The organism is Lacrimispora sinapis (assembly GCF_043633585.1).
In the GTDB taxonomy this organism is placed as follows: domain Bacteria; phylum Bacillota; class Clostridia; order Lachnospirales; family Lachnospiraceae; genus Lacrimispora; species Lacrimispora sinapis.
On sequence record NZ_CP141832.1, the window covers coordinates 1,529,773 to 1,551,867 of the forward strand.

General features: G+C 43.1%; 26 protein-coding genes. All 26 read left to right on the top strand.

Going from position 1 to position 22,095, the window contains the following annotated elements:
• Positions 1-103 precede the first annotated feature (103 nt).
• The 26 genes from VIG27_RS07030 (at position 104) to VIG27_RS07155 (ending at position 22,042) form a co-directional block, all read left to right on the top strand.
• Positions 104-1,552, top strand: a complete 1,449-nt coding sequence (locus tag VIG27_RS07030) for a P-loop ATPase, Sll1717 family (protein ID WP_394526538.1) — start codon at positions 104-106, stop codon at positions 1,550-1,552.
• Positions 1,553-1,658: 106 nt separating this feature from the next.
• Positions 1,659-2,375 (top strand): phage terminase small subunit, encoded by a 717-nt coding sequence (terS, locus tag VIG27_RS07035; protein WP_394526541.1) that lies wholly within the window; start codon positions 1,659-1,661, stop codon positions 2,373-2,375.
• Positions 2,350-3,693 carry a PBSX family phage terminase large subunit gene (locus VIG27_RS07040; RefSeq protein ID WP_394526543.1) on the top strand — a complete coding sequence of 448 codons (1,344 nt, stop codon included), beginning with the start codon at positions 2,350-2,352 and terminating at the stop codon, positions 3,691-3,693. The genes terS and VIG27_RS07040 overlap by 26 nt, the downstream gene beginning before the upstream one ends.
• Entirely contained in the window at positions 3,690-5,105 is a 1,416-nt protein-coding gene (locus VIG27_RS07045; protein WP_394526546.1) for a phage portal protein, read from the top strand. Before VIG27_RS07040 ends, VIG27_RS07045 begins: the two co-directional genes overlap by 4 nt.
• A 20-nt stretch (positions 5,106-5,125) precedes the next feature.
• Positions 5,126-5,323, top strand: a complete 198-nt coding sequence (locus tag VIG27_RS07050) for a hypothetical protein (protein WP_394526548.1) — start codon at positions 5,126-5,128, stop codon at positions 5,321-5,323.
• 297 nt (positions 5,324-5,620) lie between these two features.
• Positions 5,621-6,784 (top strand): phage minor capsid protein, encoded by a 1,164-nt coding sequence (locus VIG27_RS07055; protein WP_394526551.1) that lies wholly within the window; start codon positions 5,621-5,623, stop codon positions 6,782-6,784.
• Positions 6,781-7,089 carry a ribosomal-processing cysteine protease Prp gene (locus VIG27_RS07060; RefSeq protein WP_394526553.1) on the top strand — a complete coding sequence of 103 codons (309 nt, stop codon included), beginning with the start codon at positions 6,781-6,783 and terminating at the stop codon, positions 7,087-7,089. The genes VIG27_RS07055 and VIG27_RS07060 overlap by 4 nt, the downstream gene beginning before the upstream one ends.
• Positions 7,090-7,172: 83 nt before the next feature.
• Positions 7,173-7,772: a hypothetical protein gene (locus tag VIG27_RS07065; protein ID WP_394526555.1), complete on the top strand. Its 600-nt coding sequence runs from the start codon at positions 7,173-7,175 to the stop codon at positions 7,770-7,772.
• Between the two features lie 7 nt (positions 7,773-7,779).
• The gene (locus VIG27_RS07070) at positions 7,780-8,763 is read left to right on the top strand and encodes a phage major capsid protein (protein WP_394526557.1); all 984 of its coding nucleotides are present in this window, start codon (positions 7,780-7,782) and stop codon (positions 8,761-8,763) included.
• A 19-nt stretch (positions 8,764-8,782) separates the two neighbouring features.
• Positions 8,783-9,157 (top strand): hypothetical protein, encoded by a 375-nt coding sequence (locus tag VIG27_RS07075; protein ID WP_394526560.1) that lies wholly within the window; start codon positions 8,783-8,785, stop codon positions 9,155-9,157.
• A gap of 1 nt (position 9,158) precedes the next feature.
• Positions 9,159-9,539: a DUF6751 family protein gene (locus tag VIG27_RS07080; RefSeq protein WP_394526562.1), complete on the top strand. Its 381-nt coding sequence runs from the start codon at positions 9,159-9,161 to the stop codon at positions 9,537-9,539.
• Between the two features lie 11 nt (positions 9,540-9,550).
• The gene (locus VIG27_RS07085) at positions 9,551-9,970 is read left to right on the top strand and encodes a hypothetical protein (RefSeq protein ID WP_394526564.1); all 420 of its coding nucleotides are present in this window, start codon (positions 9,551-9,553) and stop codon (positions 9,968-9,970) included.
• A 2-nt stretch (positions 9,971-9,972) separates the two neighbouring features.
• Positions 9,973-10,428, top strand: coding sequence for a hypothetical protein (locus tag VIG27_RS07090; RefSeq protein ID WP_394526566.1), 456 nt, complete (start codon positions 9,973-9,975; stop codon positions 10,426-10,428).
• Positions 10,429-10,944, top strand: coding sequence for a hypothetical protein (locus VIG27_RS07095; protein WP_394526569.1), 516 nt, complete (start codon positions 10,429-10,431; stop codon positions 10,942-10,944).
• Between the two features lie 12 nt (positions 10,945-10,956).
• Positions 10,957-11,406 (top strand): hypothetical protein, encoded by a 450-nt coding sequence (locus VIG27_RS07100; RefSeq protein WP_394526571.1) that lies wholly within the window; start codon positions 10,957-10,959, stop codon positions 11,404-11,406.
• Positions 11,403-11,966, top strand: coding sequence for a Gp15 family bacteriophage protein (locus VIG27_RS07105; protein WP_394526573.1), 564 nt, complete (start codon positions 11,403-11,405; stop codon positions 11,964-11,966). Before VIG27_RS07100 ends, VIG27_RS07105 begins: the two co-directional genes overlap by 4 nt.
• Before the next feature lie 45 nt (positions 11,967-12,011).
• On the top strand, positions 12,012-15,617 hold the full coding sequence (locus tag VIG27_RS07110; protein WP_394526575.1) for a hypothetical protein: 3,606 nt from the start codon (positions 12,012-12,014) through the stop codon (positions 15,615-15,617).
• Between the two features lie 12 nt (positions 15,618-15,629).
• Positions 15,630-16,037 carry a DUF6711 family protein gene (locus VIG27_RS07115; RefSeq protein ID WP_394526577.1) on the top strand — a complete coding sequence of 136 codons (408 nt, stop codon included), beginning with the start codon at positions 15,630-15,632 and terminating at the stop codon, positions 16,035-16,037.
• Between the two features lie 11 nt (positions 16,038-16,048).
• Positions 16,049-17,983, top strand: a complete 1,935-nt coding sequence (locus VIG27_RS07120; protein WP_394526579.1) for a tail fiber domain-containing protein — start codon at positions 16,049-16,051, stop codon at positions 17,981-17,983.
• 67 nt (positions 17,984-18,050) lie between these two features.
• Positions 18,051-18,419: a hypothetical protein gene (locus VIG27_RS07125; protein WP_394526581.1), complete on the top strand. Its 369-nt coding sequence runs from the start codon at positions 18,051-18,053 to the stop codon at positions 18,417-18,419.
• Positions 18,420-18,486: 67 nt separating this feature from the next.
• Positions 18,487-18,744, top strand: coding sequence for a hypothetical protein (locus VIG27_RS07130; RefSeq protein WP_394526583.1), 258 nt, complete (start codon positions 18,487-18,489; stop codon positions 18,742-18,744).
• Positions 18,744-19,862 (top strand): hypothetical protein, encoded by a 1,119-nt coding sequence (locus VIG27_RS07135; RefSeq protein WP_394526585.1) that lies wholly within the window; start codon positions 18,744-18,746, stop codon positions 19,860-19,862. Before VIG27_RS07130 ends, VIG27_RS07135 begins: the two co-directional genes overlap by 1 nt.
• On the top strand, positions 19,862-20,695 hold the full coding sequence (locus VIG27_RS07140) for a hypothetical protein (RefSeq protein ID WP_394526588.1): 834 nt from the start codon (positions 19,862-19,864) through the stop codon (positions 20,693-20,695). Before VIG27_RS07135 ends, VIG27_RS07140 begins: the two co-directional genes overlap by 1 nt.
• 358 nt (positions 20,696-21,053) lie before the next feature.
• Complete coding sequence (locus VIG27_RS07145) at positions 21,054-21,458, top strand: hypothetical protein (RefSeq protein WP_394526590.1); 405 nt, start codon at positions 21,054-21,056, stop codon at positions 21,456-21,458.
• Between the two features lie 2 nt (positions 21,459-21,460).
• The gene (locus VIG27_RS07150; RefSeq protein ID WP_394526592.1) at positions 21,461-21,592 is read left to right on the top strand and encodes an XkdX family protein; all 132 of its coding nucleotides are present in this window, start codon (positions 21,461-21,463) and stop codon (positions 21,590-21,592) included.
• 21 nt (positions 21,593-21,613) lie between these two features.
• On the top strand, positions 21,614-22,042 hold the full coding sequence (locus VIG27_RS07155; protein WP_394526594.1) for a phage holin family protein: 429 nt from the start codon (positions 21,614-21,616) through the stop codon (positions 22,040-22,042).
• Positions 22,043-22,095: the final 53 nt, after the last annotated feature.

Consider the following 22,095-nt stretch of genomic DNA (forward strand, 5'->3'; position numbering starts at 1 on the left):
GATTTTCTCCTTTTTGAAAATGCCTGTCGATTTTGTGTCGATGGGTGTTTTCTTTTGGTAAAATTTGGTGTATGATGGAGAAAAATACAAGGGGGCGTAATAATTGAGAGAAGACTTATTAAGTGATGATTTATTTGGAAATGAAGCAGGTGAAGACGAAGCAAAGGAAAGATTAAGTGTGTATTATTTAGAGAAACCAGAAAATAATATATTTTTTTCGACTAAAAAGAAATTGCAGTTTGTGAGGTCGAGAAAAGGAGTTGGAAAATCTGCATTATTAAATTATGCGGCGTATAAATTGGAGAGCGAGTGTCCTTATGACATACAAATTAACATTAAAGCTTCAGAACTAATTGCTCTAAGTGATCCTAAAGATTTAACAGCATTAGAGCTAACTAATTGCTGGCAACAAAGAATTTGTACACGTATAAATGTGGAATTAGGGAAAAAAATTGATATTGCTTATGATGATGATTCATTAACATTAGTAGAAACTTCAGAACTAACAGGGTTTAAGGGAAGAAATTTATTATCGGCCTTGGCCGACAGGCTTAGCCTTAAGATAAAGTCAAATGAAATAAAGATAAATAAATTATCGTCTGCTAATAATATCGAATTATTAAAAAGATACTCTGCAAGTGAAGAAATTAAAGTTTGGTTGTTTATTGATGATATAGATGCGACATTTACAAATACTGAAGAAAATAAGATTATAGTAAGTACGTTTTTTACAGCCTGCAGATATCTAGTTAATGATGTTAAAAATTTGAATATAAGAGCTTCTGTGCGTACGGATGTTTGGACAATATTAGAAGATTATGATGAGGCACTAGATAAATGTGAACAATACATGTTGGATTTAAAATGGAGCACAAGCGATACAGGAAAAATATTGGCTAAAAAAATTCTTACATATTTTAAAGAGGAGCATCCTTTGGACGTACCCCGTTTATATAGCATTGATAAAGATGAGATTAAAATTTTTAATTTAGTATTTTCGGGTGCGATAAAGTGGGGAGATAAGTGCGTGCCGCCTCATAGAGCTATTCACATTCTTAGTGCTGGTCGTCCCAGATGGGCGGCACAATTATGCAAAATTGCAGCACGAGATGCATATTCAAAATACAAAGACGCTATTGCTTCAGGTAATATAAATTTTGCTATGGATGAATATGGAAAATATAGAATTGCGGATTTATATAAAGAACATAGTCATCAATGTACAAATCTAAAATATTTGATTGAAATATTTAGAAATGGGAAAAAGTACTATCGAACATTTGATTTATTAAATTTTATTGAAAATAGCCTTAATAAAGCAAAGATTACTATTTATCTAGATGGAAATGCTATAGGGGCAGATAAAAATCAATTAGCACATTTTTTATACAGAATTGGATTTATAACTTTGAGAAATGATGAATATAATAAAGCATTAGGTTTCACAAGATTTGAGGATAATCCCAATCTATTATTACCAGTTAATTTAAATAATAATGATTTATGGGAAATACATCCATCTTATAGAAATGTTTTAAATTTAAAAGAATAAATTTAATCTTTATATTGTTTAAATAAGAATGAGAGTAGTTAAGAGAGGCGGCCAACCCCGTCTCTTTTTTAATACAACAAAACAAACACAAGTGAGGTGAAGAAGCATGGCCAGAGCGCCAGATGAAAGAATAGAACAGGCAAAGGCCATGTACCTAAACGGGTTGAAATTGGTTGAGATTGCAAGTCAACTAAATCTGCCAGAGGGAACGGTCCGCCGCTGGAAATCAACTCATAAATGGGAAAGCGAACGTTCGGATAAAAAAAGCGAGCGTTCGCATAAAAAAGGGCCCCCAAAGGGGAACAAGAATGCTGTTGGAAATAAGGGAGGGTCAGCACCGGAAAACAACAGGAATGCAGAGAAGCACGGCTTGTTTTCAAAGTACCTTCCTCCTGAAACCTTAGAGATTGTAAGCAATATGACAATCAATCCTCTGGATATCCTTTGGGATCAGATTCAGATTGCCTACGCTGCCATTATCCGGGCTCAGCAGATTATGTATGTGAAGGATCAGAAGGATAAGACCGTTGAAAGGATATCAAAGCAGTCTGGAAAGATTATCGGTGAAAAGTGGGAAGTACAACAAGCCTGGGATAAACAGGCGCATTTCCTTCAAGCCCAGGCGAGGGCGCAGTCAGAACTGCGATCCCTGATCAAACAATACGATGAAATGCTCCATAAAGACTGGAATCTTGCTACAGAGGAGCAGAAAGCCCGGATTGCGCAGTTTAAGGCACAGGCCGATAGACTCAACAAAGAATCTCCGGTAAATGAAGATGATGGGGTGGAAATAATCAATGATGCGCCAAAAGAAACAGACTAAGATATCAGACATTATTATACCCAAGTACATGCCCCTGTTCAATGATACCAGGCATAAGCATATAATCCTGACCTCCGGCCGTGCGGGAACAAAGTCCAGCTATGCTGGGGTAAGGTCCATTTACCAGATCGCTTCCGATCCGTCAGGCTCTGTAGTAGTTCTACGCAAGCGGCACAACAAACTCCGCAAGACGGTCTACAAAGAAATGATTCGAGGAATCAATCGCCTGCAGATAAGCAAGAGCCGTTTCGATATCGGAAAATCCCCGATGGAGATACGCTACAAGAAGTATGGCACGGTCCTCTACTTTTCCGGATCAGATGGAATTGATGATACGAAAGGTATCATCGACGAGGATAAGCCTATTAAGCTGGTTGTCCTTGACGAGCTGACGGAATTCTTTGACGATGGAGAGGGCGAAGAGGAACTGGCGAACATAGAAGCAACCTTCGTAAGAGGAAATAAAGCCGGGTTCCAAATGATCTACCTCTATAATCCTCCAAAGAATCCCAATGCTCCAATCAATCTATGGTGTAAGAAGATGGAGCAAAGGCCGGACTGCATACATATCCATTCAACCTATCAGGATGTACCTGTTGACTGGCTTGGTGAGGACTTGATAGCTTCTGCCAAGATGATGGAGCAGACAGATCCCAAAATGTACCGCTGGACGTGGCTTGGTGAACCGATAGGCGTTGATGAACTGATCTATTACATGTACAGCGAGAAGAACCGGTATAAGCCAGAGAATGAGCGTTACCGTATCATTGGTATCGGTGTTGACTATGGTCAACAGAACGCAACCACGTACCAGCCTTTTGGACTGAATCTGGAAAGAAGAAGGTTAGAGGGCCTGACAGAATATTATCACTCCGGAAGAGATACCGGAAAGCAGAAAAGTCCTTCTGAGTATGCAAAAGACTTTATAGCATTGACCGATGAACTGCATGAGAAATATAAGTGCAGTATTTTTTATGTCTATATTGATCCATCGGCAGCAGGGCTTGCAGAGGAAATTCGAAGGCAGGCCATGAACTGTGACTATCAGATCACAATTAAGAAGGCTGAAAATGATGTGGCGGTGGGAATCCAACGAGTGCAGAAATGTCTATCCTATGGAATACTTACTATTTCACCTATGCAGCCGAAACTTGATTGGGAGCTGGGGCTATATGAGTACAATAAGAAATCCATTGAAAAGGGCAAGGAAGAGCCGGTTAAGGAAAATGATCACGGCTGCGATGCCATGAGGTACCTTGTCATGGGAATGTGGAAGAAGATAAAATATTTTCTGCCAAGAGCAGACCGGGGGAGGTGAAGAGGATTAACATTGTTACGTTTTTGAAAAAGAAAGGTTATGACACAGTATCAGGAGATCAGTACCGGGCAATTGGGGTATGGAAAAGCTGGTACCAGGGAAATGTCAGAGGATTTCACAGATATAAGATATGCAATGGAGCCAATACCGTAAGATGCGATCGTTTATCTGCAGGCATGGCCAAAATGTTGAGTGAAGATTTAGCAGATGATCTCATGAATGAAAAGGTCGGTATCACAATGCCGGAGGAACCCGAAAAGAACTTTGTTGACGATATATTAAATCAAAACAACTGGGCCGTTCAGTCAAACAACTACCAGGAGCGCAAGTGCTATACTGGAACTGTGGCCTATGTACCGTTCCTTGATAAAGCGGAAATAGCCGTTGATGGAAGCGTCATTCCCGGAGAAGGGACGATAAGCATTAATTACTTTGATGCAGAAGACATTTATCCTTTGTCATGGGTAAACGGAATTATCACAGAATGCGCCTTTGTTTCAGTTCGTGTGATCAAAGGGAAGAAGTATGCTCATATTCAAATGCACGTAATGGAAGGGAACGAGTATGTGATTCAGAATTATGTAGTGGAATGTACTTCTGGAGCAGGGACAGAAATAAGACCAGAGGACTGGAAACAGCTAAAGCCATTTGAGAGCATGTCAGAGAAGGTGTACACAGGGTCAGACAAAAGGCAGTTTGTGATTGACCGCTTAAACAATGTAAACAACATTGACCCGGATTCCCCTATGGGAGTTGCCCTCTTTGCAAATGCAATCGATCAGCTAAAGGGAATTGATACCGTTTACGATTCTTATGTGAACGAATTTGTTCTCGGAAAGAAGCGTATTTTTGTAGCTCCGGAAATGCTGGCGAGGAATGAAGACGGCGATCCGGTGTTTGATCCAAACGATGTAACCTTTTATCAGCTTCCGGAAGATTCGCTGAAGGATAAGCCGCTGATAGAAGTAAACATGGATATTCGTGCGGAACAGCACAGCCGGGCCATGAATGATTTTCTGAATATTCTTTCTGTAAAGTGTGGGTTTGGTACCCAGCATTACCGCTTTGAGAGCGGAAGCATACAGACAGCTACCCAGGTGATTAGTGAAAACTCTGATATGTATAAAACCATAAAGAAGCATGAAATTATATTGGATTCCGCAATCAAGGAACTGGTAAAAATCATTCTCCGGCTTGGAAACGTGCTTGGTAAGGGATTAGATGAAGAAGCAGAGGTGCTTGTGGATTTTGATGACTCCATCATTGAGGATAAAGCCACCGAACGCAAGGAGGACCGCTTGGATGTTGCCATGGGTGCTATGAGGATAGAGGAGTACCGTGCCAAGTGGTATAACGAAACAGAGGAAGAAGCAGCCAAGAATCTGCCTGATCCGGTAGAGACAGAGGAATAATGATGAGGGGAGGTGGGGAGATGAATAAGTTTGAAATCATAAAATCTATTACTGATATCAAAAAGTTTTCCTCTTTAATTTTTGATATCCTTTCAGACAAGAAAACTCCGGAAGAGATTGAGGAATTTCTTTTAGAAGAAATATCGGGAGAAGGGTTAAGGGGTATTGAAGCCTTAGCCCGAAAAGGTTATCCATTATCTCTGGATCGTAAGCAATAATAGCAACCGTTGGGGTTGCGTGGACCGAGTAAACGGCCACGGAGCCAGGCATCTTCAAAGCTTACACAGTTAAGTACATTTTCCGGCTTTATTTCATTAATCTGACAGAGATCAGTTTCATTGTCCAGATCGTGAATTTCCCCGGTAGATTTGTTAAGGACGTACTGATTTCCATTAAAGGGTGAATTGTATCGGCGCATGAAATTCTCCTTTCTTTTGTACTTGGCCGGGCATGGCCTGTAAGTACAGTATAGTACTAAAAGGAAGAAAAAGGAAACAAAAACAGGAGGTGATTACTTGACTCCAGACGAACTCGAAAGCCTCCCCAAACCAACGGAACGTACCATGACGGTAATGGAACTGGCAATTATGACGGAGATCGTGGAGCGCATTAAAAATGCGGGTGAGATTACGCCGCTCATTGATTGGACTCTGGGCCGCTTAGCTGCCATCGGTGAGAGTAAAGCCAAAATCAAGAAGATTATCAGCAATGCACTAAAAGAGACTGATCTCCAGATTGATAAAATATATGAACAGGCTATCCGGTCAGATTATGTAACGAATAAGGAACTTTATCAGGCCGTGGGAAAGGATTACATTCCCTATCATGAAAACAAGTGGTTGCAGCAGGTGGTTGAAGCTATTAAAGCACAAACAAAAGACAGCCTGCGTCCCATGGAGAACATCACACAAACTACAGGCTTCAATGTGAAGGTGGGAAAAGAAACGGTATTCACTCCCCTTTCAGAATATTTGGAAAGAACGCTTGATAAGGCCATGACGGAAATAGTCACAGGGGTAAAAACATACAGCCAGGCCATTGAGGGTGTCATTGACGAAATGACCTCCAGTGGGTTGCGAACCGTGGATTATGCTTCGGGACGTTCTGACCGGGTAGAGGTTGCTGCCCGCCGGGCAGTTATGACAGGAGTGGGCCAGCTGACCGATAAAGTCAATGAAAAGAATGCAACAGAACTTCATACGGACTACTGGGAAGTAGAATGGCATATGGGAGCCAGAAACACTGGTACCGGTTTCATGAATCATCAGAGCTGGCAGGGAAAAGTATACAGTTCCGAAGAGATGAAGACGGTATGCGGCCTGGGTGAAATGCTTGGCTTTGCCGGTATTAACTGCTATCATATCCGGTTCCCTTTTATCCTGGGAATTTCAAAGCGGAAATATACTGATGAATGGCTGGCAGAACAAAACCGCAAGGAAAACGCAAAAAAATCCTTTAGGGGAAAAGAGTATGATACTTACGGGGCCCTGCAGTATCAGCGCAGGCTTGAAAGAACCTTACGAAAGCAGAAACAGGACATTAAGCTGATGGAAAAGGCAAAAGTGGATGCCGATGATATCAATGCGGCTAAGATTCGGAAAAGATTAACTGGAAAGACCTATGCGGATTTTTCTAAGGCAATGGGACTTAGGCAGCAGATGGAGAGGTTGAAAGTATGATAACCATTACCTTTAAAAGCGAAGATGGCGAGTGCCGGGGATTCGATGCTTTTGGTCATGCCGGATATGCTCCGGAAGGCAGGGATATTATTTGTGCAGCAGTATCAGCGCTGACACAGGGAACGGTTTCTGCCATAAAAGAATTGTCCTCATGTAAAGTGACGGAAGAGGGCGGCAGCGGTAGTCTTAAATTCAGGATCTATAATCCGGACCAGACAGCAATCATACTACTGGCAGGGCTTGAGATAGCTTTACAGGATATACAAACAGAATATGGAACTTATGTAGAGGTGTGTCATGGATAACGTGGCACTTTTATTTTGTCCAAAACGTGATGACGCTATAAAAGCACCGGAAAAGTTCACGCACTTAAAACGGAGGTATAACCATGTATAAGAAAATGAATTTACAGCTTTTCGCAGACGGCGGCGAAGGGGGAACTGGCGCACAAGGTGCAGCAGCCGGAGCAACAGGAACGGGCGTGGGTGGAGCCCAAGCAGGAGCAGGAACATTTACATATCAGCAGGCAGAAGAGATTGCAACGGCGAGAGCCGAACGGGCAGAAAAGGCAGCTTTAAAGTCTTTCTTCCAGCAGCAGGGCATGAGCGAAGCGGAGGTTCAGCAGGCCATGGCTGATTATAAGGCCAACAAAGAAAAGAATAAGCCCGATTTATCGGCAATTGAAAAGGAACGTGACGAAGCAAACAAGGAGCTTACCAACCTTAAGAATGAAAAGATTCTTTCGGGAATGAAGGTAAGAAGCGAAGATTTGGATTACGTCAGATTCAAGGTCGACCAGTTGGTAACTGATAAAAAGGATTTTAAAGCAGCAGCAGAAGAGTGGTTGAAAGAAAATCCCAGGTATAAAGAAGGTGGAGGATACCGGGTTACAACCGGCACTACTTCCAGCGGTTCCGGAGAATCCAGCGCAACAAACCCAAATGAAGTAATTAATAACATGATCCGAAGTTCCTTCGGCAGAAAGTGAGGAAAATATGAGAAAAAAGGCAATTGACATTCAGAGATTTGCAGTCAATTTGATTGACCGTTCCGGCGCAGACGCACTGATTCCAGAACAGGTAAGTAAGGAGATTATCCAGGGAGTAACAGAAGGGTCCGCGGTCCTTTCCATGGGACGCAAGCTGCCAAACATGACATCAAACCGTACTGTCATGCCCGTCCTTGATATGCTTCCGGTCGCATACTTTGTAAACGGAGATACCGGCACGAAGCAGACCACTAAAATGATGTGGGATAAAAAGAGAATCTATGCAGAAGAGATCGCAGTCATTGTACCGATTCCAGAAGCAGTTATTGATGATTCCGATTACGATATTTGGGGAGAAGTAAGACCCCGCCTTGTTGAGGCATTCCATAAAAAGATTGACGGTGCCATTTTGTTTGATGATGAGAAGCCCAGCAACTGGCGTGCCGGCGTTGTCACGACTGCAACAGCTGCAGGAGCAACGGTAACGGCCACTGCTAACATGTATAAGGACATTATGGGAACCAATGGGGTTATTGCAAAGATTGAAAAATCTGGCTACTTCCCTACTGGCCACATTGCTGATATTTCTATGCGCTCCGAGTTAAGGGAACTGGTTGACAGCAATAACCGTCCGCTGTTTAAAACCGATATGCAGGGAAGTACCCAGTACTCCTTAGACGGAAACGCTATGATGTTCCCTAGAAATGGTGCCTTTGATGTGACAAAAGCAAAGATGATATCCGGTGATTTTTCCCAGCTTGTTTATGCAGTACGTCAGGATATTACCTTTAAACTGTTCGATCAGGGCATTGTTCAGGACCCGGCTACAGGAGAAATTATCTACAACTTAATGCAGAATGACATGGTTGCCCTGCGTGCGGTTATGCGTCTTGGCTGGGAAATTCCTAACCCGATTAACAGCCTGGAACAGGATAAAACAAAACGCTGCCCGTTTGCAATCTATGTTCCTAAAGCTGGCGCAGAGGGATAAATAAAGGAGGCAGGAGCTAGTGAAGATCTATGCGGATGCAGCCTTTTATGAAGGTGATTATTTGCTTGGAAGAAAGCCGGTTATCAAAGCCGGCTTCGATTATTATGCCAGGAGTGCCAGCCGGATCATGAACAGCCTGACTTTTGGCCGGATTGATAAATTGGAGGAACTAACAGATGACATCCGGATGTGCTGCTGTGAAATGGCAGAGCATTGTTACACCAACGAGAAGGAGCGCAAGGCAGCGGAAGGAAAGACCTCTGAAAAGAACGGTACCTACTCCGTTACCTATTCCGATAAAGTCCAGTCGGATGAGGATATCGAATCAAAGACGGCTCTGCACATCATGAATAAATGGCTGAGTGAAACCGGACTCTTATACAGGGGGATTTGATATGTTTACCAATGCAGATGCAACTATTTATCTATATAGCAAAGTAGACGGTGCAGAGAAGTATACACGGCTGCCTATTGAGGGGGTTTACTGGGAGGAAATCTCACAGTCTACCTTGCTACGAACGGGAGAAAAAAACTCTGTTTCTGTTCTTCTTGTAATACCCTTAGAAAGCCTGGAATCTCCCGTTGAATTTACACAGGGAAAGGACATTGCTGTTAAGGGAATTATTACGGATGAGATTGACAGCAGTTCGCAAAAAGCGTTATCAAACTCCCTGACCGTTTTTAAGAAAGCCCATAAATGTTTCACTGTAACATCAGTCGATGCCAAGTTGTATGGAAGTGAAGCGGTACAACATTATGAGCTGGCTTGTAACTAGGAGGTGGCACAATGAAGGTTGAACTTGATATGCTCCCAAATGAAGCACTATTGAAGCGCAGGGGGCTGCAAGAGGGCGGTCCGGTGCAGAAGTTCATAGACAGTGAATCCCTGCGGTATATGAGCGACTACATGCCCCGCAGGCAGGCCGGAGAGCTGGAACACATGATGGTGCTTGCTACAGTGATTGGATCCGGCCAGATTGATATTCCCGGTCCCTACGCTCATTATCTCCATAAAGGAATCCTGTATGTTTCACCTACAACTGGTAGCCCTTGGGCCAAGAAAGATGAAATCAAGGTGCCTACGGACAGAGAATTGCAATATGCCGGTGCTCCCATGCGTGGAAAGGAGTTTTTCCCACGTATGAAAGCAGACCACATGGATGATATCCTATCTGGAGCCCAGGCAATCGCAGACAAGGGGAATTAATCATGACCATTATTGATTTTATGAGACAGAAGTTATCAGAATATCCTAAAATACAGGAATTTCTTTTAGGAGAAGAATTACATATTGATTTTACGGACGGTGATGCAACCAGTTATGGTCTTTCCAGTGCCGGAGACACCTTGCTAAAAGAAGATGTACTGGGAAACCAGCAGAGGCGGCACAGTTTTGTTCTATATGCAGTATGTCAGTCTTTCACGGATTATTGCCGGGTGGCGAACAGTAACTTTCTTCTGGAGCTGGCTTACTGGCTGGAACGGCTTCCGGAAGAAGATGGAATAGAGGTCAACATCGGTGATGAGGTATTGCCCGGAAGATTTCTAAAGGCAACCACGGCCAATGCCATGGCCATGCAGCCTATGGGAACAACGGTAAACGATGGCGTACTGTACCAGATACAGATTTATGCCAATTATGAAATAAGAATGGAGGAATTCTAAATGCCGGAAGTAGTAGGAAAAATCAAAAGAATGTTTATGGCGCATTACATCAATGCCGCCGAACCGGGTGATACCGCAGTTTACCAGAGACTGGGGAGTGACCTGGAAGAGTATAACGTAGAAATGAATGCCAATGTAGATACCAAGAACAACATTATTGGAGAGACATCGGTAATTCTTGACAGTTATCAGCCGCAGGCCAGTGTGGAACCGTACTATGCAGAAGTAGGTACTCCCTTGTTTGAGAGGCTGCAGAAGATTATTGATGAGCGCCAGACTCTTGATGAATTAAAAACAGATGTTATAGAAGCTCATGCGTGGGAAGAAGTGACACCGAAGGTATATGTGGCTTATCGGGAAGAAGCCATCATCGAAATCAGCAGCTACGGCGGAGATACAACCGGGTACCAGATTCCTTTTAATCTCCACCACACAGGAAACAGAACAAAGGGAACCTTTGATACAAAGACCAAGACTTTTACCCCGGACACTGATGGAACTGGAACCGGAGAATAGGAGCGAAAACGTATGAAAAGCCTGAAATTTAACGAAGGTCTTGAAAGCTTCATGATAAACGATGATCCGGCCAGGGTGATATATTTTAACCCTGCGGATCCAGAGATCATTAACCGTTTGCTGAAAATGCAAAAAGACTTTCAGGACTATAAACCGGAAGAAGATATTGAACTAAATCCAGATGGAAGCCCGAAAGGGGAGATTGAGAAGGGGGCAGCTTATATTGCAGAATTCAGTAAAGCTATGCGAAAAGCCATTAATGATGTATTCAATGCTGATATGTTTGATACTATCTTTAATGGCCAGTCTCCCTTGTGTATCGTTGGCTCCAGAGGGAAAGAAAAGTATCTATTTGAAGAAGTCATAGACGCTCTGATGGGGCTGATGGGACCGGCGATTGAGGCTTATAACCGAAAATCAGAAAAGAAGATGAATAAGTATCTGGGAGACATTAAAAGATGATAGGTGTACTTCCCACCAGTCTAAGTGTAGGCGGTCAGGATTATCCCATTGAAACCGATTATAGAAATATCCTGATAGCATTAACTGCATGTTCCGATCCGGAATATACGGACAGGGAAAAGTTATATATCCTTATGAAGCGTATCTTCCGGGACCAGCTAAATGAGATACCGGAAGAATGCATGACAGAAGCAGCTGAAAAGGCAAAATGGTTTCTTGATTGTGGACAGATGGCTAGTGATAAAAAGCCTCCTATAAAAGTCATTGACTGGGAGCAGGATGAATCTATTATTTTCCCTGCCATAAATAAGATTGCTCACAGAGAGGTCCGGTCTGCCGAATATATCCACTGGTGGACGTTCATGGGGTATTTTATGGAGATTGAAGAAGGAACTTTTTCTACGGTGCTTGGGATCAGGCAGAAACGGGCAAAAGGAAAAAGCCTGGAGAAATGGGAAAAGGAATTCTACCTAAGTAATAAAACCCTGTGTGATATCAAAAAACGGTATACCGAAGAAGAACAGGAAGAAATAGAACAGCTAAATAAAGTATTTGATTAGGCACCGCAGGGTGTCTTATTTTATGCCCGGGAATGAGGTGAGACAATGGGATTTGATGGAAGCCTTAAGTTTGACACAAAGGTGAACACAGACGGATTCGAAAAGGGTACCAGCTCTTTAAAACGAGCGACAGATAACGTTGCAAAGACAGCGGAAAATGCAGGGCGCAGGGTAAACGAGGCATTTAATAAGTCCACGCAAATATCTTCGCTGGAAAACCAGATTGAACAAACAGAGCAAAAAATCAGAGAGCTTTCCGCAGCATTGGGAGAAATGAAAACCGCTCAGGTACCTACGGAAGAATATCTGGAGCTATCCAAACTGGTAGAGAAAACACAGCTTAAGATGGACGGATTGATTGACCGTCAGGCAAAGATGGAGGAACAGGGCGTAAGCAAGAATTCTTCCAGGTGGAAGAGCCTGCAATACGATATCGAAGAAACGACCAGAAGGTTAGAAACTTATAAGGCAGAACTTCAAGACACCATTGACCGGGACCGGGCATTTACTTCTGGTGGAGACAGCGCCGCCTATGCAAAGAAAGCGGAAGCCCTGGAGAACTTAAATAATAAGCTGTACGTTCAAAAGCAAAGGCTGTCTGATGTAATAGCAAAAGAAGGAACTGCAGCTACTGAGGCAGCCAGACTTAATGACATAGCAAAGAATGCAGAGGTGAGCAATCAGGAAATTGCTGATTTAAGTCGGAGGTTGCAGGAACTTAATGCCAGGCAGAAGGAGTTACAGGCAGCAGGTGTTGGGTTCGGTCATACGGAATATGATTCCAATGCCTTAGAAATATCCAATTTATCGGCACGTATCAAGGAGTACAAAAACTCTCTTGGGGGCGCAGGAGAAGGAACTAAGAAGTTTTCTACATACTTAAACATGGCAGCAGACTATGGAAAAAAGCTACTTGGAGTGGTGGGAAGGCTGGGAAAAGCAGGTCTTGGAAAACTTGGTACATTTGCGAAAAGAGCAGCAAATGGCCTTATGAATGTTGGTAAGGCCTTTTTGTTTGGAAAAAAGCAGATGGGATCCTATAACCAGGGGCTTGGCAGTATTTTAAAGCAGATGCTTTTGTATGGCCTGATTAGTAAGATTATGAGCGGAGTTGCAACCGCATTTAAAGAAGGCATTCAGAATTACGCACAGTATTCCAGCAGCTTCAATGCAGTCATGAGTTCGTTTGTGTCCTCGCTGATGCAGTTAAAGAATAGCATAGCCGCAGCATTTGCACCGATCATATCGGTAGCAGTGCCTATCCTAAACGTGCTGATACAGAAACTAATACAGGCAATTAATGTAATCGGTCAATTTCTTTCTGCATTAACCGGAAAGGGAACCTTTTCAAAAGCAGTAAAGACACAGGAAGATTATGCCGCAGGTATCAAGAAAACAGGTGCAGCCGCAAAGAAGGCAGGTAAGGACGCAAAAAAAGCACTGGCACCATTTGATGAACTGAAAGAGCTCACAAAAAAGGATGAATCTGATTCCGGAAGTGGTGGAGCTGGTGGTACGGATCCTTCTCAGATGTTTACTGAGGAAAAGATAGAAGGTGGAATCAGTGACTTTGCAAACCGTATCATGGAGGCTTTCCGGGCAGGTGACTTTTCGGCTGTCGGTCAGATCATTGGTGAAAAAATCAATGAAGCAGTACAAAAATTTACGGACTTTATCAGTTGGGATAATGTGGGGGAGAAGATTACTAAATTTGTAACAGATTTTACCACCTTATTTAACAGTCTTGTGAGAACCATAGACTGGTATGCCATCGGTGTTATGATGGGTACCGGAATCAATACCCTGGTTAATACGCTCTTACTGCTCGTTACTCATATTGACTGGGGACTTTTGGGGGATTCCTTTGCGACGGGGTTAAACGGGGCGATTGATACTATTAATTGGGCGAACATCGGTCTGTTGTTTGCAGCAGGTCTAAGTGGTGTATTCACTACAATTTCCCACTTTGCGGAAACCTTTGACTGGACCGGATTTGGAAGTTCTATTGCACTTAGCTTAAGTACCTTTTTCCAGAATTTTGACTGGGCAGGTGCGGGTACCGCAATCAGCAATGTAGTAATAGGATTTTTAGATGCCTTAATTGCTTTTATTACAGAAACAGACTGGTGGGCCTTTGGGGAAGGGGTTGCAACCTCTTTAGAAAATATTGACTGGACTACAGTAGCCAACCGATTGTTTACGGCGATTGGGGCGGCTCTTGGGGCAATTGCGGCTTTTCTTGGCGGACTGATATCTGATGGCGTGGAAGCGGCACAGAACTACTTCCAGGGAAAGATAGACGAATGCGGTGGAAATGTAGGAAAAGGAATATTAAAAGGAATTGGTGATGCACTTGTCGGCATAGGGAACTGGATAAAGAAGAACGTATTTGACCCATTTATTAATGGGTTTAAGGATGCGTTTGGAATTCACAGCCCGTCAACCGTTATGGCGGAAATGGGGCAATACTTGTGGGCCGGATTCTGCAATGGGATAAAAGAATTCTTTGCAAACCCGATAGGGTTTATAAAGTCTACCATTACAGACCCCTTCATCAACGGAATTAAAAATCTGCTTGGAATTCACAGCCCGTCAACCGTATTAAAGGAAGTCGGAGGATATACAGTCGATGGTTTTAATGATGGTGTAGAAGGTGGACAGAGCAGTTCCCAGAGTGTCGTGCAGAAATGGGCCTCCGGCATATCAAACTGGTTTACCAGTAAGCTGGGGTTATCCAGCAACAATTCAGGCGAATCAAAGAAGTGGGCTTCCGGTATCATAACCGGTTACAACAGCACCATCAGTCAGGATTATACAAAATCTCAAAGTGTCATGGAAACCTGGGCGGCCGGTATTCAGAAATGGTTTGTAGGAAGTGAAGGAAAAGGCATCAATGACGCAATATGGAGCCGGTTTGCTGATCAGATCGTCAATGCGTTTAATAAAAACGTACAGTCCGGAAGCATGAATTCAAAGGCTCCTATGGAATCATGGGCTTCAAACTTAAAAACATGGTTCTGGGGAGATTCCAATTACGCGGGAGCCGGTGGACTCTACAATGCATTTTACATGATGGCGAAGCGTATCAACGAAGGATTTGCAAACGGTATGTCAGACTTTTCCAATCTGACCAAAGCAGCTATGAATAAGTGGGCGCAGGGAGCCATAAACGAGGCAAAGGAAGGACTGGACATTCATTCTCCGTCCAGAGAATCCTATTCCATTGCAGAGTATTTTATTATGGGATTCAATAACGGAATTTCTGACATGGCAAAGTCATCTGTGAATACTGTGAGAAGCTGGCTTGACGGTGTTATGAATGTACTTGACGGCATAGACCTTGGGCTTTCTGCTGGTATGAATATCCCGAATGCCGCAGCCTATTTGCCAAGAGTGGCGCAAGGAACTGTTGTTCCGCCAAGAGCAGGGGAGTATCAGACGATGAAAAACTCTCCGGAAGGAAACTCTTTCCTGGAAGGACTTGCAGGCCTTCTCCAGCAGTTAAAATCCACTGGCACTCCAAACGGATCCACTGGAAACGGCAGTATAAATCTTAACGTGTTCTTAAGCGGAAATCAGATTCATCATGAAGTGGTTAAGGTAAACAAAGAAGTAATTGACGCTATGGGTACAAACCCATTAATGGGATAAAGGAGGGAGAACATGGCATTTCAAGGCTGGTTGTTAAAGTTCGGAGATACGATTCTCCCGAACAGTTACATAGAAACATATGGTGAGACACCAAACCAAAGATTGGAACTGGATTCTTACCGGGATTCAGCAACTATCTTATTAAACAGGACCACTTCCCCCTACTTTAAATCAAAAATGGAAGTGCCGATCCGAAAACTGTATTATGGAGAAAAGATTGTTTTAAAGGCGATTGTAGATTCTGGCATTATCAATGCGGTGGAAAGGAAGGTGCGTCTTACCTACTGGAACAGTGAGATTATGGATTATGCCAGCGGAGAGTTTTATATGCCGGATATCAAGTACACAATCAGTCACGTGGACCAGTACCGTTTAAATATGGTTTACGAACCTTTTACCATAACACTGATAGAATATTAAGGAGGCAGCAAGTGTTAAATATTCCAGAGGATATAAAAGCCCTGTATCGGCAGTCGAACAGCTCGCTTGATACATGGCGAACATTTAAAATGAGATTCTACGACAAGGATATTAATTTCCTTTATCCAGGGGAAGATGTTTGGCCGTCAGATAATTTGTTCCCGGTAGATGATACCCCGATTTATACCATAGACGGAACGCAGGTACCGGATGACAATCTGACACTGACACAGGTCTTGTGTCCGACAGATGCCCTGACGTTTGGTCATTGTGCTTCTGCTACGTTGGAAGTAACGGTATCTGATGTGCTGATGGACCTTTCCGGGAAATGGTTTACCCTTTCCGTAGAAGTCGGCGGCTACGAAATGATGCTGGGAATTTATAAAGTCCAGAGCTTTGAGCGTCAGGCGGACCGAAGCAAGAAAAGGATCCTTGCTTATGACAGAATGCTTAATTTTGCCGTAGACGTGGCTGACTGGTATCAGGGGCTTACATTCCCCATGAGCCTAAAGCAGTTCCGCACGGCTTTATGTGAGTACGTGGGAGTACCACAGAGAGAAGTTACTTTACCCCTTGATGATATGCAAGTAACAAAGACCATAGAGCCGTCTCAGATATCCGGCCGTGATGTAATGAAAGCAATCTGTGAAATAAACGGCTGCTTTGGCCAGATTGACGCTACTGGGAAGTTTAAGTATGTCTTCCTGGGAGCGTCTGGCCTTTATCCATCAGAGGAGCTTCACCCGGCAGACGACTTATTTCCTTCCCAGATGGAGGGAGAAACGCTGTCTCGCCTTAGGGAATCCAGATATGAAGATTTCCTAGTATATGGAATTGACCAGGTACAGATCAGACAGGAAGAGGGAGACGTAGGAGCCGTATACGGTGGCGGAAAGAACGCTTACATCGTACAGGGGAATTTCCTGGTATACGGAAAAACCTCAACGGATTTACTGAACATAGCGGCGAACCTGCATAACCAGATATACGGAAAATCTTATCGCCCCTGCAGGATCGTCACCGATGGCTTACCGTGGGTAGAACCGGGGGACGGAATCATTTGCTATACCTCTGATGATGTGATTGAGACTTATTGTCTGAAACGAACCTTAAAAGGCATTCAGGCCATGACAGACACCTACGAAGCCCAGGGTACCAGGGAGAGAAAACAAAACTTTGGAATTCCCATGCAGATCATACAACTGGAAGGAAAAACGGCGGTTATAAAAAAATCTGTGGAGGAGGTATCTGTCAGGGTATCGGATTTAAAAGCAGAAACCGAAGCGCAGTTTAAAGTAACAGCAGAACAGATCATTGCAGAAGTGGCCAGGGCACAACAGGCAGAAGCGTCATTGCGGATTAGAGCGGATCAGATAGCTATGTCTGTAACCAGCCTTGCCAATGAAACTAATTCAAAATTTGAACAGACAGCGGAGCAGATATCATTGAAAGTAAGCAAGGGCGATGTTTCTTCTCAACTTTCTATTGAACCGGATGATATTATCCTTAAAACAAACCGTTTGTCATGGGAATCTAACTATTCCAGCATGACAAAGGACGGAGTATTAACCTGCCGGAATATCAGAGCGATAAACGGTACTTTCTCCGGAAACTTGGAATCAGAAACATTTTATGCGAATGACGATGCGGTTGGGTTTGGGGATTATTATGTGAGTGCCGATGGGGCGAACTTATTAAGGTCAAACGATGGTACCATAGCTATCCAAACAGCGCAGGGAGGACCATTCGGTAAGTTTGCTGCAATAAAATTAAGCTCTGAATCAGGAACCACGATATTAACCGACCATCATTTGGAAACACCGCTTATTAATGCAAAAAAAATAAACGGAGATTGCGAATTATATGGTGATAACTGGTGGAAGAGGTATACGTTATTTGATGCGCTTGACTATTTGTATAATATGATAAAAAAATTAGAAGCATAATTTACCCAAACTTGCATAGCATAAAATATTGTGATATTATATGAAAAAAAGAATTGGGGGTAAGGTTATGAAAACAAAACGTCTGTTTTTTATTGTTATAATGCTAATTTTTTCTTTAAATATTATAGCTTTTGCAGAAGAACGCAGACCATTAGGAGGAAACGAAAGAAGGCTTACTGCACTTAACGAGGATTACCTCCCAATAAAAAACGCATGGCATCAAGAATATGATGGAGCATGGATATATCTCGACCACGAAGGCTTGGCACTTCAAAACACCTGGTTTCACGATCCCGCCGACGGTAAGTGGTACTATTTTGATGAATACTGCTATATGCTCCATGACACCACAACACCCGATGGTTACACAGTGGGCCCTGATGGAGCTTGGGTAAAAGACGGTCAGGTAGTTATTGAGGCGGTAACCAATAATTAAATAAAATATTACACAGAGCGAGGATTGATTCCCCGCTCTTTTTGTATGCCTGAAAGGAGGTAAAACCTTGAAAGTAATCACATTTACGGAGGAACAGATATTACAGATCAAATACATGCTTAACGGAATTACTGTTATTGGAATCCAGAATGCAAGGCAAGTATCTGCTATTGCGCAGGTATTAGAATCTGGAATGCCGGGAGAGGTAGGGACAGAGGAAACGGCAGAGTTAAAAAACATGTATTCTGCCGATGATTGGAAAAATCCACCTGAAAGAAAAACTAAAATCAGCAATGGACCTAAAAAGAAAGAAGGTGAAGGCTAATGGCTTTACAACCATATTATAGGATTACTGATTGGCAGAATGAACCTTCTCAAAAGACGGCCATCAATCGAACCAATCTACTAAAGATGGAAAACGGGATTAAAGAAGCTGACAACCGTCTTGTACTGATGGACACAAACAAGGCAGATAAATCCATGGTCAATGCCATGGTTAAAGATATTGATGTTGATGTTGATGCCGGAATATGGACAATAACCTATCAAAACGGATCAGTAAAAACTTTTGATCTGGATATCGAAAAAGTGGTCACAAACTTTGACATCAACGACGATAATGAACTGGTTCTTACTTTGGCAGATGGTACGCAGAAAATAATTGACCTTACCCGGTTTGTGTATTCCGTGGCCAGCTCTGCCACGATCACTATGTCGATCAATAATCGGGTCATGACGGCCAGCATCGTAGATGGATCTGTTACTATGTCAAAACTGGATGCTGCCATACAGACAGAGTTCCGACAATATATGCTTGATGCTCAGTCAGCCCGGGACGCAGCTCTAAATTATCAGAAATTCGCCAAAACATATTTTGAAGGTGATAATGATTTTCCAGGGAGCGAAACGGATAATGTCAAGTTCTATTACGGGCAGATAAAAGAGGATGTAGCCACTTCCGGCCAGAATGCCCAGCTTGCGGCTGACAGTGCGGCGGTATCTAAGCGGCAAGCAGGAATCGCCACAACAAAGGCAGCAGAGGCCACGGCAGCAGTAAACCAGACGGCAGCCGATGTTATAACCACCACACAAAAAGCAACAGAGGCGGGGAACAGTGCACAGGTGGCAAGGGATAAGGCAACCGAGGCAGGGACCAGTAAGACGGAAGCAGAGCAGAGTGCAGCTGAAGCCCAGGCCAGCGCAGATATGGCCATGAGGTATGCAGTAGGAGGTGTGGTGCCGGCTGATGCAGAAGACAATGCAAAGTGGTACTGGCAGCAGGTACAGGATCTGAAAAAGCAGATTGACCATGTGGCAAAATTGTCAATTCCCCGATTTTGGGTTGACCCAAAAACAATGCAGTTAAAAAGTACCTTTTTGGCTAAAGGCATGAGCTTTCGTCTGGAAAAAGGAAAGTTTATAGGAAAGGAGATAACAACATAATGGCAATGGACGAAACAGAAGTAATTTATGGAACCATAGGCGAGGTTCCCATGGGGAAGTACGATCCGAATGTAAAGTATGAGTTATTAAATTTGGTTTCCTATGATGGCAGCAGCTATGTAGTACATACAGATCCCCCGGTCGGTACTTTACCAACAGATGAGGATTATTGGCAGCTATCTGCCCAGGGAACCAGTAAAGCTACGGTAAGCACACCAGGAACAGTTAAGCCGGACGGTGTAACAACAGAAGTGGACAGTAATGGCACTTTAAGCGTAAAAACTGCCACACAATCTACTGCCGGAATCGTAAAAGGCAGCGAAGGGATAAAAGTGGGAGAGGACGGCAGCATAGATATAAATACTCTCTTCACCCAGGCTACAGAAATGGCCAATATCATAGCCGGAGAAGCTATTTCTACTGCTCTTGGTAAAATTGCAAAGTCCATAGCGGTGACCATGGGGTTAAATGAAAATGCTCTGCTGAAAAATATGCTCACAAATATGGATGCTGATGATTCCACTAAAATACCAACGTCAAAATTTGTCCATAAACTTTATGAGCGCATTGGTATGGGTGAGGACTTGGACATCGGGGATAATTTAACGGCGGGACTTAATGCATTAAATAGCAATTTAACAAGTTTAACTGGCAAGTTTACATTAGAGACTGGGGCACAAAAATTTGTAGCTGGTTATGATATAGCTAACGATACAGTATACATACAGGTCCATGTTGGGTCAGGCAAAATATATCAGCTTGCGATTAACTCTAATAATATAAAATATGCAAAGGTTGATAATGGCACATGGACAACTCTATGGACTAAATGATTAATTTAAAAAAGTTGATGCCATGTTCCGACTGTATAATTTGTTCCATTTGTGGTTGCCATTCTCGCTATATATACATGGTCACCGTATAATTGATATGCCGTAAGCCACACAACCCAGCTACCTTGCGACGGTGCGAATGCTTGAAAAATAAATTCTTTCGTATCATCGGGCGTATATGCTCTATTTACTACAGCATATAAACCGCTACGCCGGATTAGGTCTAGCCATTCGATTGGTACCGCATCTGTATTTGCTTTGTTGCCTAAATTGCTATTTACCGAACTAAATAAACTTGTAAACCAGAGCCAAAAGGCTCTTATTTTTATGCCCGAATCGGGCGGAAAGGAATCAATTTATGAATCAAATTGAAAAAATCAAATTTAGCGATCAGGAATTTTACCTGGTGGTTGATGGAGTACGTTTGGGAGACTCAGGGGGTACCATCACTTTCCAGAAGGGAGAGTCTTCTTTCGATGAGATTAAAACTCTCTTGAAAGCAAATGGAAGTATTACTCAAATTAATTTATCTGGAAATCCTGACTGGTCCCGTGAAGATTTGGTATATGCTGGAAAATTATCCGAGCAATCCAATTATGTGATCGGCACGGCAGAGGACGGCGTGACAGAAGTAAAGGCAGATGTGATGACTGCTTATTTCAAAACCCCGGATCTGACAGAGAGAGTGGCCGCCCTGGAAGCGGAGAATCAGTCCTTAAAAGCAACCGTTGACACATTAGTTTTGTCAAGTCTGGAGGTGTAAATATGTTTGAGACATTAATGAGATTGTACGCAGCTGGCAAGGGACCGTTGACGGTGCCAATGTTGGCAAATGCAGTTATTAAAAAGTGGATTAGTGAGGACCAGAAAAAAGAGATTCTTGCAACCAAAAATTAAGGAAGAACGAGGATAACGGAAATGGATAGAATTACAGAACTGCTTGCCCTGGCATGGGGAAGTCCAATTATTAAACTGGTTATTTTGGCGGTAGTAATGGATACCTGCTTTGGTTGTATCAGAGCAATTAAGGAGCATGAATTTAACAGCTGTTTTGGGATTGATGGAGCAATCCGGAAAATCTCCATGGTGGCCTCCCTTGCCTTTCTCCTGATACTTGATAAGATTGTGCATTTAAACTTGATCGGCTTCATTCCGGAAGCTGTTAGAACGTATCTGCCAGTTGATGGTATCGGTGTGGCGGAGTTCTTCGGGCTTTTGTACATAGCTTATGAACTGGTCAGCATTCTTAAAAACATGACTCTGTGCGGCTTACCTGTAAAAAGGGTTTGGGAAATTATAAAGAAATTCTTGTCAAAGTATACTGACGAACTACCGGATAATACTTAAAACTATTGCGACCGTCGCAACTTTTGGGCCTGGGTGATTCCTGGGCCTTAATT

Coding starts and splice junctions, on each gene's coding strand:
- VIG27_RS07070 (WP_394526557.1), top strand. CDS start 7,780: ATGAGAAAAAAGGCAATTGACATTCAGAGATTTGCAGTCAATTTGATT.
- VIG27_RS07155 (WP_394526594.1), top strand. CDS start 21,614: ATGGATAGAATTACAGAACTGCTTGCCCTGGCATGGGGAAGTCCAATT.
- VIG27_RS07095 (WP_394526569.1), top strand. CDS start 10,429: ATGCCGGAAGTAGTAGGAAAAATCAAAAGAATGTTTATGGCGCATTAC.
- terS (WP_394526541.1), top strand. CDS start 1,659: ATGGCCAGAGCGCCAGATGAAAGAATAGAACAGGCAAAGGCCATGTAC.
- VIG27_RS07090 (WP_394526566.1), top strand. CDS start 9,973: ATGACCATTATTGATTTTATGAGACAGAAGTTATCAGAATATCCTAAA.
- VIG27_RS07115 (WP_394526577.1), top strand. CDS start 15,630: ATGGCATTTCAAGGCTGGTTGTTAAAGTTCGGAGATACGATTCTCCCG.
- VIG27_RS07150 (WP_394526592.1), top strand. CDS start 21,461: ATGTTTGAGACATTAATGAGATTGTACGCAGCTGGCAAGGGACCGTTG.
- VIG27_RS07140 (WP_394526588.1), top strand. CDS start 19,862: ATGGCAATGGACGAAACAGAAGTAATTTATGGAACCATAGGCGAGGTT.
- VIG27_RS07145 (WP_394526590.1), top strand. CDS start 21,054: ATGAATCAAATTGAAAAAATCAAATTTAGCGATCAGGAATTTTACCTG.
- VIG27_RS07080 (WP_394526562.1), top strand. CDS start 9,159: ATGTTTACCAATGCAGATGCAACTATTTATCTATATAGCAAAGTAGAC.
- VIG27_RS07050 (WP_394526548.1), top strand. CDS start 5,126: ATGAATAAGTTTGAAATCATAAAATCTATTACTGATATCAAAAAGTTT.
- VIG27_RS07085 (WP_394526564.1), top strand. CDS start 9,551: ATGAAGGTTGAACTTGATATGCTCCCAAATGAAGCACTATTGAAGCGC.
- VIG27_RS07105 (WP_394526573.1), top strand. CDS start 11,403: ATGATAGGTGTACTTCCCACCAGTCTAAGTGTAGGCGGTCAGGATTAT.
- VIG27_RS07040 (WP_394526543.1), top strand. CDS start 2,350: ATGATGCGCCAAAAGAAACAGACTAAGATATCAGACATTATTATACCC.
- VIG27_RS07100 (WP_394526571.1), top strand. CDS start 10,957: ATGAAAAGCCTGAAATTTAACGAAGGTCTTGAAAGCTTCATGATAAAC.
- VIG27_RS07125 (WP_394526581.1), top strand. CDS start 18,051: ATGAAAACAAAACGTCTGTTTTTTATTGTTATAATGCTAATTTTTTCT.
- VIG27_RS07135 (WP_394526585.1), top strand. CDS start 18,744: ATGGCTTTACAACCATATTATAGGATTACTGATTGGCAGAATGAACCT.
- VIG27_RS07110 (WP_394526575.1), top strand. CDS start 12,012: ATGGGATTTGATGGAAGCCTTAAGTTTGACACAAAGGTGAACACAGAC.
- VIG27_RS07060 (WP_394526553.1), top strand. CDS start 6,781: ATGATAACCATTACCTTTAAAAGCGAAGATGGCGAGTGCCGGGGATTC.
- VIG27_RS07065 (WP_394526555.1), top strand. CDS start 7,173: ATGTATAAGAAAATGAATTTACAGCTTTTCGCAGACGGCGGCGAAGGG.